This is a genomic window from Brevundimonas sp. P2_A6 (assembly GCF_056404975.1).
In genome coordinates, this window is the sequence record NZ_JBFUCZ010000001.1 from 485016 (window position 1) to 499770 (window position 14755).

General features: G+C 67.6%; 12 protein-coding genes, 1 tRNA gene and 2 riboswitches. Of the genes, 12 read left to right on the forward strand and 1 reads right to left on the reverse strand.

Annotated elements, in window-relative coordinates; genetic code table 11:
* The first annotated feature begins 25 nt into the window (after positions 1 to 25).
* The 7 genes from ftsZ to AC1DW4_RS02500 all read left to right on the forward strand — a co-directional run bounded on the left by ftsZ (position 26) and on the right by AC1DW4_RS02500 (position 8330).
* Positions 26 to 1585: a cell division protein FtsZ gene (ftsZ, locus tag AC1DW4_RS02470; protein WP_477016202.1), complete on the forward strand. Its 1560-nt coding sequence runs from the start codon at positions 26 to 28 to the stop codon at positions 1583 to 1585.
* 250 nt (positions 1586 to 1835) lie between these two features.
* Positions 1836 to 2735 carry a UDP-3-O-acyl-N-acetylglucosamine deacetylase gene (gene lpxC / locus AC1DW4_RS02475; protein WP_477015652.1) on the forward strand — a complete coding sequence of 300 codons (900 nt, stop codon included), beginning with the start codon at positions 1836 to 1838 and terminating at the stop codon, positions 2733 to 2735.
* 60 nt (positions 2736 to 2795) lie between these two features.
* The gene (locus tag AC1DW4_RS02480) at positions 2796 to 4238 is read left to right on the forward strand and encodes a M28 family peptidase (protein ID WP_477015653.1); all 1443 of its coding nucleotides are present in this window, start codon (positions 2796 to 2798) and stop codon (positions 4236 to 4238) included.
* Positions 4239 to 4252: 14 nt separating this feature from the next.
* Positions 4253 to 4337, forward strand: a tRNA-Leu gene (locus tag AC1DW4_RS02485).
* 77 nt (positions 4338 to 4414) lie between these two features.
* Positions 4415 to 5947, forward strand: a complete 1533-nt coding sequence (locus tag AC1DW4_RS02490) for an acyl-CoA carboxylase subunit beta (RefSeq protein ID WP_477015654.1) — start codon at positions 4415 to 4417, stop codon at positions 5945 to 5947.
* Positions 5947 to 6348, forward strand: coding sequence for a hypothetical protein (locus AC1DW4_RS02495; protein WP_477015655.1), 402 nt, complete (start codon positions 5947 to 5949; stop codon positions 6346 to 6348). Before AC1DW4_RS02490 ends, AC1DW4_RS02495 begins: the two co-directional genes overlap by 1 nt.
* Complete coding sequence (locus AC1DW4_RS02500; RefSeq protein WP_477015656.1) at positions 6348 to 8330, forward strand: ATP-binding protein; 1983 nt, start codon at positions 6348 to 6350, stop codon at positions 8328 to 8330. The genes AC1DW4_RS02495 and AC1DW4_RS02500 overlap by 1 nt, the downstream gene beginning before the upstream one ends.
* A gap of 6 nt (positions 8331 to 8336) precedes the next feature.
* On the opposite strand, the gene ispH is transcribed toward AC1DW4_RS02500, so the two are convergent.
* On the reverse strand, positions 8337 to 9320 hold the full coding sequence (gene ispH, locus AC1DW4_RS02505; RefSeq protein WP_477015657.1) for a 4-hydroxy-3-methylbut-2-enyl diphosphate reductase: 984 nt from the start codon (positions 9318 to 9320) through the stop codon (positions 8337 to 8339).
* A 138-nt stretch (positions 9321 to 9458) separates the two neighbouring features.
* On the opposite strand from ispH, the gene AC1DW4_RS02510 reads away from it, so the two are divergent.
* From AC1DW4_RS02510 to gcvH, 5 genes are all read left to right on the forward strand, one after another.
* Positions 9459 to 10118: a Tat pathway signal sequence domain protein gene (locus tag AC1DW4_RS02510; protein ID WP_477015658.1), complete on the forward strand. Its 660-nt coding sequence runs from the start codon at positions 9459 to 9461 to the stop codon at positions 10116 to 10118.
* A complete protein-coding gene (argS, locus tag AC1DW4_RS02515; protein WP_477015659.1) occupies positions 10115 to 11917 on the forward strand; it encodes an arginine--tRNA ligase in 1803 nt (600 codons plus the stop codon). Before AC1DW4_RS02510 ends, argS begins: the two co-directional genes overlap by 4 nt.
* A 26-nt stretch (positions 11918 to 11943) precedes the next feature.
* Positions 11944 to 12960, forward strand: coding sequence for an adenosine deaminase (locus AC1DW4_RS02520; protein WP_477015660.1), 1017 nt, complete (start codon positions 11944 to 11946; stop codon positions 12958 to 12960).
* Between the two features lie 29 nt (positions 12961 to 12989).
* Positions 12990 to 13101: riboswitch (glycine riboswitch) on the forward strand.
* A gap of 4 nt (positions 13102 to 13105) precedes the next feature.
* A riboswitch (glycine riboswitch) is annotated at positions 13106 to 13195 on the forward strand.
* Between the two features lie 59 nt (positions 13196 to 13254).
* The gene (gene gcvT / locus AC1DW4_RS02525) at positions 13255 to 14370 is read left to right on the forward strand and encodes a glycine cleavage system aminomethyltransferase GcvT (RefSeq protein WP_477015661.1); all 1116 of its coding nucleotides are present in this window, start codon (positions 13255 to 13257) and stop codon (positions 14368 to 14370) included.
* Between the two features lie 9 nt (positions 14371 to 14379).
* Positions 14380 to 14745 carry a glycine cleavage system protein GcvH gene (gene gcvH, locus AC1DW4_RS02530; protein WP_477015662.1) on the forward strand — a complete coding sequence of 122 codons (366 nt, stop codon included), beginning with the start codon at positions 14380 to 14382 and terminating at the stop codon, positions 14743 to 14745.
* Positions 14746 to 14755: the final 10 nt, after the last annotated feature.

Sequence of the window (14755 nt, forward strand, 5' to 3'; positions counted from 1 at the left end):
GTCGGAACAGAAGGTCGGTTTGGATATGTCTCTCTCGCTGGTGCGGCCTACGGCCACGGAACTGAAGCCCCGGATCGTCGTCTTCGGCGTCGGCGGAGCGGGCGGCAACGCCGTGAACAACATGATCGACGCCGGGCTTGAAGGGGTCGAGTTCGTCGTCGCCAACACCGACGCCCAGCACCTGTCCTTCGCCAAGACCGACCGGCGCATCCAGCTGGGCGAGACGATCACGCAAGGTCTGGGCGCGGGTGCTCACCCCGAGGTCGGCATGAACGCCGCCGAGGAATCCGCCGACGAAATCCACGCGCACCTGGAAGGCGCGCACATGGTCTTCATCACCGCCGGCATGGGCGGCGGCACCGGCACGGGCGCGGCCCCGATCATCGCCAAATGCGCGCGGGATCGCGGCATCCTGACCGTCGGCGTCGTGACCAAGCCCTTCACCTTCGAGGGGCGTCACCGCATGCGCCTGGCCGATGCGGGCATCGCCGAGCTGCAGCGCTATGTCGACACCCTGATCGTCATTCCGAACCAGAACCTGTTCCGCGTCGCCAATGAGCGCACGACCTTCGCCGACGCCTTCGGCATGGCCGACCAGGTGCTGCACTCGGGCGTGCGCTCGATCACCGACCTGATGATCCTGCCCGGCCTGATCAACCTGGACTTCGCCGACGTGCGCGCGGTCATGTCCGAGATGGGCAAGGCGATGATGGGCACGGGCGAGGCCTCGGGCGACGACCGCGCCCTGCTGGCCGCCCAGAACGCCATCGCCAACCCCCTGCTGGACGAAACCAGCCTGAAGGGTGCCAAGGCCGTGCTGGTGAACATCACAGGCGGTCTGGACATGACCCTGCTGGAGGTCGACGAAGCCGCCAACGCCATCTCGGCCGAGGTGGATGGCGACGCCAACATCATCTTCGGCGCGGCCTTCGATCCGGCGCTAGATGGCAAGATCCGCGTCTCGGTCGTCGCGACAGGCATGGACGAGGTCGGTGCCGTTCGCGCCGAGCCCGCCACGCCGTCGCAGACCGCCTTCCACGATCCGCGCCGCTCGGCGCCGGTCGCCGCCGCTCCGGCCGCCCGCGCGCCGGAACCGACCTATCGTGAACCCGCCTACCGCGAACCGGTCCGGTCCGAGGCCGCTTATCGCGCGCCCGAGCCCGCGCCGGTCGTGCCGACCTTCCAGGCCCCGCCGCCCGTCGCCCGCGCGCCGGAGCCGGTCATCCACGTCGCCGAAGAGCCGCGCAATCTGGAGCCCATCGTGGATCCGTGGGTCGAGGAGTTCGAAGCCGCTCCCGTTCGTTCGTCCGCGACGGCCCAGGATCAGGGCGATCTCTATATGGACACCCCCGCCCAGGCCCCGCGCGAATACGAAGAGCCGGCCTATGACGACCGGGATCACAGGAAGTCGGGCTGGAGCCTGTTCGGCAAGAAGCCGCGTGCCCAGACCGCCTATGCGCCGGTTCAGCAGAACCCACAGCGCGGGCAGCCCCAGATGCGCGCCACCGCCCAGCCCGCCCCCGAGCCCCTGCAGGCGGAGGATGATCTGGAGATCCCTTCGTTTCTCAGGCGACTGGCGAACTGAGCCGAGGCAATAGGCAATAGAAGGGGGTGGTCCGATGGGCCGCCCTTTTCGCTTGTCAGCCTGAGCGCCAACTATGGGCCGCGCCTGTTGCCTGTTGCCTGTTGCCTGTTGCCTGTTGCCTGTTGCCTTCTCACCGCCCGTAACATTCCGAAACCCGACTTTGGTTTATGCTTCCGGAACGGGTCGGTAGGGATCGATCTTCGGATATTGCGCTGCACACCGGCGCAGGTCGAAGAACGAGTTGAACGCCTTGCCCGCACGCCACGATCATCGTGAACGGACCCTGGTCGCCCCGGCGATCTGCGCGGGCGTGGGCGTGCATACGGGCCAGCGCGTGCGCCTGGCCATCCGTCCGGCCCCGACCGGGACGGGGATCGTCTTCGTCCGCACCGACATCACCGACCGCGACAACCGCATCGTCGTCTCTGGCGACGCCGTGGTCGATGCGCGGCTGAACACCATGATCGAGAACGCGGCGGGCGTGCGTCTGTCGACGATCGAGCACCTGATGGCGGCCTTCTGCGCCCTGGGTATCTCCAACGTCGTGGTCGAGGTCGATGGACCCGAGCTGCCGATCCTGGACGGGTCGGCCCTGCCGTTCGTGCAGCTGCTGGACCGTGCCGGCTTCCGCCGCCAGGCCACGCCTGTCCGCTACATCGAGATCCTGGAGCGCATCCACGTCACCGACGGCGACAAGCATGCCGCCCTGTACCCCTGCGATCGCTACGAGATGCGGTTCGAGATCGACTTCGACAATGCGGTCGTCGGCAATCAGGTCATCGACGTGGTCGTCGATGAGGACACGTTCCGCACCGAGATCATGTCGGCCCGCACCTTCGGTTTCGCCCATGAGGTCGAGGCCCTGCGTCAGGCGGGCCTGGCGCGCGGCGGCAGCCTGGAGAACGCGGTCGTCATCGACGGCGACGAGATCCTGAATCCCGGTGGGCTGCGGATGGAACGCGAGTTCGTCCGACACAAGGCGCTGGATGCCATCGGCGATCTGTACGTCCTGGGCGCGCCCCTGCTGGGTCGCTACGAGGGGTACAAGGCCGGGCACGCGGTCAACAACCTGCTGGTCCGCGCCCTGCTGGCCGCGCCGTATGCCTGGCGCGAGGTCGTGCTGGAGCCGGAACTGGCCCGCGTCGGCTAGACGGCCTTCTCCCCGCGGTGCGCAGTCGCTAGGGTCTGCGTCTGTCTGGTGGAGATTCCCATGTCTGTTTCCCTTCGTCTCGCGACGCTCGGCGCGATCTCGACGCTGGCGCTGTCCAGCGGTCTGTCGGCACCGGCCGTCGCCCAGGACGCCCGCACGATCGCGGCGGCCGAACAGGTGCGCGACGCGGCCATGTCCGACAACATCGCCCTGGATTACGTCACGCAGCTGACCACCCGGTTTGGACCACGTCCGGCGGGTTCCTCGCGCGAGACGGCGGCGGCGGAATGGGCGGCCGGTTATCTGCGCGAGCATGGCTTCCGGAACGTGCGGATCCAGGAGTTTCCGCTGGTCGGCTGGGAGCGGGGCGAGGAGAGCGCCTCCATCGTCGGCCCCAATCCGCAGCGTCTCGTGGTCGCCGCCCTGGGCCATTCGCCCGGCACGCCCGAAGGCGGGATCGAGGCGGAGGTCGTGCGCTTCACCTCGCTGGAGGCGTTCCAGGCGGTGCCGGACGGCTCGCTGGCCGGCAAGATCGCCTATGTCGACGCCGGCCAGATGGTCGCCATGCAGTCGGGGGCGGGTTACGGCCCCTTGACCCGGATTCGCGGCGCGGGACCGGGCGTGGCGGGCCAGAAGGGGGCGCTGGCCTTCATCATGCGTTCGGCTGGGTCGGACGAGCACCGCATGCCCCACACAGGCACCACCCGATACGTGAACGGCGTCGTGCCGGTGCCCGCGTTCGCCCTGAGCGCGCCGGATGCGGATCAGCTCAGCCGCCTGATCGGGTACGGCCAGCCGGTGCGGGTGCACCTGTCCTCGACCGCCCATACCTATGAGACCACCTCGCGCAACGTGATCGGCGACCTGCCGGGACGGACGCGGCCGGAGGAGGTCATCGTGCTGGGGTCCCACATGGACAGCTGGGACCTGGGCACCGGCGCGATCGACGACGGAGCGGGCGGGGCCATCACCATCGGTGCCGCGCGTGCCATCGCCGACCATGGCCGCACCGCCCGGACCATCCGCGTGATCCTGTATGGATCGGAGGAGGTCGCCCAGCCGACCAACACAGGCAACGGCGGCGGGGCCTATCTGCGCAGCTTGTCGCCCGAAGAACTGGCCAACCACGTCTTCACCGGCGAGAGCGATTTCGGTGCCGACCGGGTCTATGCGCTGCAGCTGCCCGCCGGTGCCCAGACGGGGGTCTTCGCCGACGCCGCGAACCGGGTGCTGTATCCGATCGGCGTGCTGCGTTCGGCCGTGCCGGAGACCGAGGGCGGGGCCGACATCGGGCCGATCGTGGCGGCGGGGGTGCCGGTGTTCGGCCTGCAGCAGGACGGCCTGCGCTACTTCGACCTGCACCATACGGCCGACGACACCCTGGACAAGATCGATCCGGAACAGCTGAGCCAGAACGTGGCCGCCTGGGCGGGGCTGATCTGGCTGGCTGCGGATTCGGACGTGGACTTCCGGGCCACGGCGCCGGCGACGCCCGCGCCCTGACGCATCGAAACGCCGCGAGCGTGGCGAAACTGGTAGACGCAAGGGACTTAAAATCCCTCGACCTCGGTCATGCGGGTTCGATCCCCGCCGCTCGCACCACTGCCGATCGGCACAGCCCCGGCGCGTGACGCCACCGGACGTTCCGCCTATGACCGTCCCATGACGAGAGGACCGAGATGAAAGCGATCGTGGAACAGCTGGAAGCCCGCCGTGAGGCCGCGCGTCAGGGCGGCGGGCCCGCGCGCATCGCCGCGCAACACGCCAAGGGCAAGCTGACGGCCCGCGAGCGCATCGAGGTCCTGCTGGACGAAGACAGCTTCGAAGAAACGGACATGTTCGTCGAGCATCGCTCGCACCAGTTCGGCATGGAGCATCAGCGGGTGCCGGGCGACGGCGTGGTCACCGGGCGCGGCACGATCGGCGGGAGGCTGGTCTATGTCTTCTCCAAGGATTTCACCGTGTTCGGCGGGTCGCTGTCGGGCGCGCACGCGGCCAAGATCGTCAAGCTGCAGACCATGGCCCTGACCAATGGCGCGCCGATCATCGGCCTGTTCGACGCGGGCGGGGCGCGCATCCAGGAGGGGGTCGAGAGCCTGGCCGGATACGCCGACATCTTCCTCCAGAACACCCTGGCCAGCGGCGTGATCCCGCAGATCAGCGTCATCATGGGGCCGTGCGCGGGCGGCGACGTCTATTCGCCCGCCATCACCGACTTCATCTTCATGGTGAAGGACACGTCCTACATGTACGTGACGGGCCCTGATGTGGTTCGCACCGTGACCAACGAGGTCGTCAGCCACGAGGACCTGGGCGGGGCGCGGGTTCATGCGGGCAAGTCCGGCGTCGCCGACGGCGCCTTCGAGAACGATCTGGAGGCCCTGTCGGAGGTCCGCCGCCTGATCGGCTTCCTGCCCCTGTCGAACCGCGAGAAGCCGCCGGTCCGCGAGAGCTACGACGACCCCGACCGCGACGAGGCCTCGCTGGACACCCTGGTCCCCGCCAATCCGAACCAACCCTATGACATCAAGGAGCTGATCCTGAAGACGGTCGACGAGGCCGAGTTCTTCGAGATCGGGGCGGATTTCGCCAAGAACATCGTCTGTGGCTTCGGGCGGCTGGACGGCCAGTCGATCGGCATCGTCGCCAACCAGCCCCAGGTGCTGGCGGGGGTGCTGGACATCGATTCGTCACGCAAGGCCGCGCGGTTCGTGCGGTTCTGCGATGCCTTCTCGATCCCGCTGGTGACCTTCGTCGACGTGCCCGGCTTCATGCCGGGCACGCGCCAGGAATACGGGGCCCTGATCAAGCACGGCGCCAAGCTGCTGTTCGCCTATGCCGAGGCCACTGTGCCCAAGCTGACGGTGATCACGAGGAAGGCCTATGGCGGTGCCTATGACGTGATGAGCTCCAAACATCTGCGCGGCGACGTCAACTATGCCTGGCCCTCGGCCGAGATCGCGGTCATGGGCGCCAAGGGCGCGGTCGAGATCATCTTCCGCAAGGAAGCCGGCGACCCGGCGGCCCTGGCGGCGCGCGAGGCCGAATACAAGGAGCGGTTCGCCAACCCCTTCGTGGCGGCGGGCCTGGGCTATATCGACGACGTCATCATGCCCCACGGCACGCGTCGGCGGCTGATCCGGGCGCTACGGACGCTGAAGGGGAAGGTGCAGACCAATCCCTGGAAGAAGCACGATAATATTCCGCTGTGATGGGAGCGGTCGGCGAAATCGATCCGGCGGCGATCCCGTGCGCCCGGTCCGAAGACAGCGCACGGCTGATCCGAATGGATGCTGCGTGTCCTGAGGACTGGTCCGACGAGGACGTCGACATCATTCTCTTTCGCGCAACGACGACCATCAAGTCGGACAAGATCTTCTCTCGTTTGCTACCGGAATTTCTGCGCCGCTCCGCGCGCAATCCGCATGGCTACGGCTGGATGACCGATGGTGGTGTGGTTCGCCAGAAGCTGGAGGCGTCGCGCTTCCAGAACTGGTCCGACGCCGACCGCGAGGCCGTTCTGGCGCTCCTGCCCGCCTTTATCGCTACACTCGACACTGACTCCGAAAGCCTGGCCGAGTGGCTGGAGGCTTTCAGCCTGAAGGACGCCTGATGTTCTCCAAAATCCTCATCGCGAACCGGGGCGAGATCGCCGTTCGGATCATCAAGACGGCGCGGCGCATGGGCATCGCGACCGTGGTCGTGCACTCCGATGCCGACGCGGGCTCGATGGCGGTCGAGATGGCGGACGAGGCGATCCATATCGGGCCGTCGGCGGCGTCCGAGAGCTATCTGGTGCAGGACAAGATCGTCGAGGCGGTGCGTCGGAGCGGCGCCGAGGCCGTGCATCCGGGCTTCGGCTTCCTGTCGGAAAACCCGGTCTTCGCGCGCAGGCTGGAGGCCGAGGGCATCGCCTTCATCGGGCCGAACCCCCACGCCATCGAGGCCATGGGCGACAAGATCACCTCCAAGAAGTTCGCGGCCCAGGCGGGTGTCTCGACCGTGCCTGGCTATATGGGCCTGATCGAAAGCGACGAACACGCCATCCAGATCGCCAATGAGATCGGCTATCCGGTCATGATCAAGGCCTCGGCCGGGGGCGGGGGCAAGGGCATCCGCGTCGCCCATTCCGACGCCGACATGGCCGAGGGATTCTCGGCCGTGAAGGCCGAGGCGCTGACCGCGTTCGGCGACGACCGGGTCTTCCTGGAAAAGTTCATCATCGACCCGCGCCACATCGAGATCCAGGTGCTGGGCGACAAGCACGGCAATATCGTCAGCCTGTTCGACCGCGAATGCTCGATCCAGCGGCGGAACCAGAAGGTCATCGAGGAGGCCCCGTCGCCGCTGCTGGACGATGCGACCCGCAAGGCCATGTCCGAACAGGCCGTCGCCCTGGCGCGGGCGGTGAACTACGACTCGGCCGGGACGGTGGAGTTCGTGGCCGGTCAGGACCGCAGTTTCTTCTTCCTGGAGATGAACACCCGGCTGCAGGTCGAACACCCGGTGACCGAACTGATCACCGGCGTCGATCTGGTCGAACAGATGATCCGTTCGGCTGCTGGAGAGAAGATGGCCTTCGGTCAGGACGACCTGAAGATCGACGGCTGGGCCATCGAGAGCCGCATCTATGCCGAGGACCCCTATCGCGGCTTCCTGCCCTCGATCGGCCGTCTGGTCCGCTATGACCAGCCCGAGGAGGGCCAGCAGGACGGCTATTTGGTCCGGAACGATTCCGGCGTCCGCGAGGGCGACGAGATCAGCATGTTCTACGATCCCATGATCGCCAAGCTGAACACCTGGGCCCCCACGCGCATCGCCGCCATCGACGGCATGAAGCGGGCGCTGGAGGACACGCACCTGCAGGGCGTCGGCCACAATGTGCCCTTCCTGGCGGCCGTCATGGACCAGGACCGGTTCCGCAGTGGCGCCCTGTCGACCAGCTATATCAAGGACGAGTTCCCCGACGGCTTCAAAGGGGCCGACCCCGACCGCCGCCGCACCGACATCCAGATCGCGACGGCCGCGGCGATGAACGAGATCATCACCGAACAGTCCGGCGATCCGTCGGACCGCACCGACTGGATCGTCCTGATCGACCGGGCCGCCCACGGCGTCACCCTCGGCTATGACGACGAGGAGGCGCTGACGCTGGACTTGGCGGGCGAGGATCGCGCCCTGCACCTGTCGGACATCGACTGGCATCCGGGTCTGGCGCAGTTCCGGGGCGTGCTGGACGACGATCCGTATACGGCCGAGGTCGCGCGGATCGCCGATGGCTTCCGCATCCGCACCGGGCCGGTGACGGCCCGCGTCCGCGTCCTGACGCCCCGCATGGCCGAGCTGTTCGCCCGCCTTCCCGAGAAGCAGGCGGCGGATACCTCCAAGCTGATCCAGTCCCCGATGCCGGGCCTGGTCGTCTCCATCGCCGTGGAGGTGGGCCAGGAGGTCAAGGCCGGAGAAACCGTCGCCGTCATCGAGGCCATGAAGATGCAGAACATCCTGAAGGCCGAGCGCGACGGGGTGGTGAAGGCGGTCGGGGCCAAGGCCGGCGACCCGGTGGCGGCCGACGACGTGCTGGTGGAGTTCGCCTGACGCCGCTCAGGCCGTCAGGGCGCGGGGGAGTTTGAAGGTGACGGTTTCCGGCTCGCCTGGGTCGTCGGCCAGGGAGACGTGAAAGCGTGCCTGCAGAGCCGCGACCACAGCCTGAACCAGCGGTTCCGGCGCGGAGGCGCCGGCGGTGACGCCGACCGTGTTCACGCCCTCGAACCAGGCCCAGTCGATCTGGCTGGCATCGTCGATCAGCCGCGCGTCGCGGGCCCCGGCCCGCTGGGCCACCTCGACAAGACGCACGGAGTTGGACGAGTTCTTGGAGCCCACCACCAGCACCAGGTCGGATCCGTCGGCCAGCTGCTTGACCGCCTCCTGCCGGTTGGTGGTGGCGTAGCAGATGTCTTCCTTGTGCGGGTCGGGCAGTTCGGGGAAGCGGCTCTTGAGCACCCCCACGATTTCTGACGTGTCGTCCAACGACAGGGTCGTCTGGGTCGCATAGGCCAGGGGCTGATTGCCCGGCCGCTGGAACGCGCGCGCGTCCTCGACCGTCTCGACCAGGCTGATCGCGCCCTCGGGCAACTGACCCAGGGTGCCGACGACCTCGGGGTGGCCGGCGTGGCCGATCAGGATGATGTGCTTGCCCTGGGCATGGTGCCGTTCGGCCTCGACATGGACCTTGGACACCAGGGGACAGGTGGCGTCCAGGAACAGAAGCTCGCGCGCCCGGGCCGTGGCGGGCACCGACTTGGGGACGCCGTGGGCCGAGAAGACGACGGGTCGGTCGTCGGGGCAGTCGTCCAGTTCCTTGACGAAGACCGCGCCCAGACCCTTCAGCCGGTCGACGACATGCTTGTTGTGGACGATCTCGTGGCGGACATAGACGGGCGCGCCGAACTTCTCGATCGCGCGCTCGACGATCTGGATGGCCCGATCCACCCCCGCGCAGAAACCGCGCGGCGTGGCCATGCGCACCGTCAGGGGGCGCGCGGCCACGGGCGGGGGAGCGAAGGGCGAGGGGGCAACGGCGTCCATGCCCTGAACCTAGTCCTTATGCGGCCTGATCGCCACTGCGCGGCGGTCACGGTTTGCGACGCCTCGCTTTAGCCGCTATCAGGCAGGAAGCCTGACCGGGTTCCCCGCCAGCGGTTCAGATTTCCGGATTTTCGATACATGCGTCTCGCGACCGTCGCCCTCGCCGCCCTCGCGGTATTCGCCTCCGCCGGCGCCGCCTCCGCCCAGAGCAGCCAGAGCCAGCGCGACCGCCAGAGTCAGCAACAGGATCAGGAAGACCAGGAAGGCGCGCGGGCACCACGCATCGCGCCGCTGCGTTCGCGGCCCAACGCCGGGCCGTGCCCGTTCGTGAAGGTGCTGTATGACGCCGCGCGCTATGTCGAGCTGGACGGGGGGCGCACCAGCGCCAGCGCCGTTGGCTATACCGGAGAAATCCAGGGCGTGACGGCCGGTTGCCGCTATTTCAACGACGACCCGATCGAGGTCCAGATGAACATCCTGTTCGACCTGGGACGCGGCCCGATGGCCCAGGGCGACCAGCGCACCTATCGCTACTGGATCGCGGTGACGGAACGCAACGAGGCCGTTCTGGCCAAGGAGTATTTCGACCTGCCGGTAAACTTCGACGGATCCGCGACCGCCTCGGTGACCGAGGAACAGTCCGTCGTCATCCCGCGCGCCTCGGCGACCACCAGTGGCGGCAATTTCGAGATCCTGGTCGGCTTCGAGGTCACGCCTGAAATGGCCGAGTTCAACCGTTCGGGCAGCCGGTTCCGCATCAACGCCGGCACGACCACGGCAGCGCCTCCGGCCCAATGACCGATCTCCGAACCGCACTGGGCGAAGCGGTCGCGGCCGCCTTCGCCGCCGAAGGCGTGGACGCAGCGCTGGCGCGTGTAGTGACTTCGGATCGCCCGGATCTGGCCGACTTCCAGTCGAACGGCGCGCTGGCGGCCGCCAAGGCGCTGAAGGCCAATCCACGGGACCTGGCCACGCGTGTGGCCGAACGTCTGAGCGGGGATACGCGCCTGTCGGCCATCGAGGTCGCGGGCCCGGGCTTCATCAATCTGAAGGTCGCGGACGCGGCCCTGTCGGCGCGCGCGGCCGAGGTGGCGTCGGACGCGGACCATGCCGGGGCCTCGCCGGTCGGCGAACCCCGCAAGGTGGTGATCGATTTCGGCGGTCCGAACGTCGCCAAGCCGATGCACGTCGGACATCTGCGCAGCGCCATCATCGGCGAGAGCCTGAAGCGGCTGTTCCGGTTCCGGGGGGATGCCGTGACCGGCGACGCCCATTTCGGCGACTGGGGCTTCCAGATGGGGCTGCTGATCGTGGCCTGTGGCGACGAGGGTCTGGCCGATGCCTTCATGGCCGAGGGCGACGGACCCTTCCCGGCCGAAAGCCCTGTGACCCTGGCCGATCTGGACCGGCTGTATCCGCTGGCCGCTGGACGCGCCAAGGAAGACACCGCGTTCCGGGACCGGGCGCGCAAGGCGACGGCCGAACTGCAGGGCGGTCGGCCGGGGTATCTGGCGCTGTGGCGGCATTTCGTGGCGGTCAGCCGCGAGGCGCTGGTGCGGGAATACGGAACGCTGGCCGTCGATTTCGACCTGTGGAACGGAGAGAGCGACGCCGATCCCCTGATCGCGGGCATGGTCGTGGACCTGAAGACCAAGGCCCTACTGGTCGAGGACGACGGAGCCCAGGTGGTGCACGTCGCCCGCCCGGGCGAGACCCGCAAGAAGAAGCTGGCCGACGGATCGGTCGTGGAAGCCCCCAGCCCGCCGCCGCTGCTGGTCGTCAGTTCGGAAGGGTCGGCCATGTACGGCACGACCGACCTGGCCACGATCCTGGACCGCAAGAACCGGATCGATCCCGACCTGATCCTGTATGTCGTCGACGAGCGGCAGGCCGAGCATTTCGAACAGGTGTTCCGCGCCGCCTATCTGGCCCGCTATGCCGAGCCCGGGTCGCTGGAACATCTGGGCTTCGGCACCATGAACGGCACGGACGGCAAGCCGTTCAAGACGCGCGCGGGCGGGGTGCTGAAGCTGAACGACCTGATCACCCAGGCGACCGACAAGGCGCGCGACCGGCTGCGCGAGGCCGAGCTGGGGGCCGACCTGGACGAAGCGACGTTCGAGGACACGGCGCACAAGGTGGCCATCGCGGCGCTGAAGTTCGCCGACCTGTCGAACAGCCGGACCACCAGCTACGTCTTCGACCTGGACCGGTTCATGAGCTTCGAGGGCAAGACCGGGCCGTATCTGCTGTACCAGGTCGTGCGCATCAAATCCCTGCTGCGCCGGGCGGGCGAGCAGGGGGCCAAGGCCGGGCTGGTGGCGATCTCCGAACCCGCCGAACGCGACCTGGCCTTGACGCTGGACGCCTTCGATCAGGCGGTCTCCGAGGCCTATGACAAGCGCAGCCCGCATGTCATCGCCGAACACGCCTATCGGCTGGCGCAGGCGTTCTCGAAATTCTACGCGGCCTGTCCGGTGCTGGCGGCGGCGGATGGGGCGACGGTGGGGTCACGGCTGACCCTGTCGAAGGCGGCGCTGGACCAGTTGGTGATCGCGCTGGGCCTGCTGGGGATCGACGCGCCGGAGCGGATGTAGTCTGCTCTGAGGCTTACGGAGCGACCATGACCGACCTGAACGCCTTCATCGACGGCCTGCCCAAGGCGGAGCTGCATCTGCATATCGAAGGCTCGCTGGAGCCGGAGCTGATGTTCGCTCTGGCGAAGCGGAACGGTGTCGCGATCCCGTTCGACAGCGTCGAGGCGGTGCGGGCGGCGTATGACTTTTCGAACCTGCAGGATTTTCTCGATATCTATTACGCGGGGGCCAACGTCCTGCTGACGCGGCAGGATTTCGAGGACCTGGCCTTCGCCTATTTCCAGCGCGCGGCGGCGGACAATGTGCGCCATGCCGAGATCTTCTTCGATCCCCAGACCCACACCGATCGCGGCGTTCCGTTCGGCGTGGTGGTCGAGGGGCTGATCGCGGGAATGGACCGGGCCAGGGCCGAGCTGGGGGTGACGTCCGGGCTGATCCTGAGCTTCCTGCGGCACCTGACCGAGGACGAGGCGTTTGCCACGCTGGATATGGCCAGGCCCTATCTGCATCATTTCGTGGGAGTGGGGCTGGATTCGTCGGAGGTCGGCCATCCGCCGTCAAAGTTCGAGCGCGTGTTCGCTGCTGCCCACGCCATGGGCCTGAAGCTGTGCGCCCATGCTGGGGAGGAGGGGCCGCCGGAGTATGTCTGGGAGGCGCTGGACCTTTTGCACATCGACCGGATGGATCACGGCAACCGCTCGATGGAGGACCCGGCTCTCGTGCGGCGGATCGTGGCCGAGGGGATGACGCTGACGGTCTGTCCGCTGTCGAACCACAAGCTGTGCGTCGTCGACGACCTGAAGGACCATCCGGTGCCCGAGATGCTGAGGCAGGGGATTCGAGTGACCCTGAACTCCGACGACCCCGCCTATTTCGGCGGCTATGTGAACGAGAACTATCGCCAGCTGGCGTCGGCGGTGGACCTGACCCGCGAGCAACTGGCGCTGATGGCCAGGAACAGCTTCGCCGGTTCATTCCTGGATGACGCCGAAAAGGCGCGTCATATCGCCGAGGTCGATGCGTGGGTCGCCCGCTCCGCTTGACTTGAGGCGGGAGTCGGGGCCTAGGTCGTCTGGCTCTCGCGGGAGAGATCGGGCCGTCCAGCCTCCCCACTATCGGACGGATCCGGAGCCGAAGGCGCAACCGCCCCGGAAACGCTCAGGCAAACGGACCGCGAGAACACTCGGACGCTGGAAAGTCACCCTTTCGGGGGTGCGCCGACGGAGCAAGCGCTGAACCTGCGTTCAGTGTGGAATCTCTCAGGCATCATGGACAGCGGGGGCGCGAGGACGGCGGAGCTTTCCGCCCCAGAACGCGACCCTGAGAGTCTGATCCGCATGACCGACGCCACGCTGAAGACGACTGTCCTGAACGCCGCGCACCGGGCGTTGGGCGCGCGCATGGTAAGCTTTGGCGGCTATGACATGCCGGTGCAGTACGAAGGCGTGCTGGCCGAGCATCGCTGGACGCGCGAGCACGCCGGTCTGTTCGACGTGTCGCACATGGGGCAGGCCAAGCTGACGGGCGCGGATGCGATTTCGCAGTTCGAGCGGTTCGTGCCGGGCGACTATGCGGCCCTGAAGGCCGGGCGTCAGAAATACAGCCTGCTGCTGAACGCGCAGGGCGGGATCATCGACGACCTGATGGCGGGCAAGCCCGATCACGACGGGCTCTACATCGTCGTCAACGCGGGCAACAAGGATGAGGATTTCGCCTTCTGGCGCGCCCATCTGTCGGGCGACGCGACGCTCACCGTGCTCGACGACCGGGCGTTGATCGCCATCCAGGGGCCGGAAGCGGCCGCCGTGATGGAGGCGCACGAGCCGGTGCTGGCCGAGTTCGGCTTCATGGACTGCGCGCGGCTGATGCTGTTCGGGGTGGACTGTTTCGTCTCGCGCTCGGGCTATACGGGCGAGGATGGCTATGAGATCTCCGTGCCGGTCGCCGATGCGGAGCGGGTGTGGAACACGATCCTGCAGGATGCGCGGGTCAAGCCGATCGGGCTGGGCGCGCGGGATTCGCTGCGGCTGGAGGCCGGCCTGCCGCTGCACGGGCATGACATCGATGCGACCACGTCTCCGGTCGAGGGTGCCCTGACTTTTGCCCTGTCGAAGTCGCGCAAGGAGGCCGCCGACTTCAACGGAGCCGAGCGCATCCTGAAGGAACTGGCCGAGGAGCCGTCGCGGGTTCGTGTGGGGCTGAGCGTCAAGGAAGGCGCTCCGGCTCGCGAAGGCGCGGAGATCGCCGACGCGGAAGGGACCGTCATCGGCGTGGTCACCTCGGGCGGGCCGTCGCCGACGCTGGGTCGCAACATCGCCATGGGCTACGTCCCGCCGTCGCACGCCGCGCTGGGAACCGCGCTGAAGGTCATCGTGCGGGGCAAGGCCGCCGCCGCCGAGGTCATCGACACCCCCTTCGTCGCCCAACGCTATTTCCGCAAACCGAAAGTCTGAGAGACCACCATGCATTTCACCAAGGATCACGAGTGGGTTCGGCTGGACGGCGATGTCGCCACCGTCGGCATAACCAAGCACGCCGCCGATCAGCTGGGCGACGTGGTGTTCGTCGAGACGCCGGAAGCCGGCAAGACCTTCGGCAAGGGCGACAGCTTCGCCGTCGTCGAAAGCGTGAAGGCGGCGTCGGACGTCTATGCGCCCGTGTCCGGTGACGTGGTCGAGGGCAATGCCGCATTGGCCTCGGCCCCCGAGACCGTCAACGCCGATCCCGAAGGCGAGGGCTGGTTCGCCAAGATCAAGGTGTCGGATGCCAGCCAGGTCGACGGCCTGATGGACCGCGCCGCCTACGACGCGTTTTTGGCTACGCTTTAACGTCACCCTC

Excerpts from the sequence above, each read along its gene's own strand:
- ftsZ (WP_477016202.1), top strand. The coding sequence starts at position 26 with ATGTCTCTCTCGCTGGTGCGGCCTACGGCCACGGAACTGAAGCCCCGG.
- AC1DW4_RS02480 (WP_477015653.1), top strand. The coding sequence starts at position 2,796 with ATGTCTGTTTCCCTTCGTCTCGCGACGCTCGGCGCGATCTCGACGCTG.
- AC1DW4_RS02490 (WP_477015654.1), top strand. The coding sequence starts at position 4,415 with ATGAAAGCGATCGTGGAACAGCTGGAAGCCCGCCGTGAGGCCGCGCGT.
- AC1DW4_RS02495 (WP_477015655.1), top strand. The coding sequence starts at position 5,947 with ATGGGAGCGGTCGGCGAAATCGATCCGGCGGCGATCCCGTGCGCCCGG.
- AC1DW4_RS02500 (WP_477015656.1), top strand. The coding sequence starts at position 6,348 with ATGTTCTCCAAAATCCTCATCGCGAACCGGGGCGAGATCGCCGTTCGG.
- ispH (WP_477015657.1), bottom strand. The coding sequence starts at position 9,320 with ATGGACGCCGTTGCCCCCTCGCCCTTCGCTCCCCCGCCCGTGGCCGCG.
- AC1DW4_RS02510 (WP_477015658.1), top strand. The coding sequence starts at position 9,459 with ATGCGTCTCGCGACCGTCGCCCTCGCCGCCCTCGCGGTATTCGCCTCC.
- argS (WP_477015659.1), top strand. The coding sequence starts at position 10,115 with ATGACCGATCTCCGAACCGCACTGGGCGAAGCGGTCGCGGCCGCCTTC.
- AC1DW4_RS02520 (WP_477015660.1), top strand. The coding sequence starts at position 11,944 with ATGACCGACCTGAACGCCTTCATCGACGGCCTGCCCAAGGCGGAGCTG.
- gcvT (WP_477015661.1), top strand. The coding sequence starts at position 13,255 with ATGACCGACGCCACGCTGAAGACGACTGTCCTGAACGCCGCGCACCGG.
- gcvH (WP_477015662.1), top strand. The coding sequence starts at position 14,380 with ATGCATTTCACCAAGGATCACGAGTGGGTTCGGCTGGACGGCGATGTC.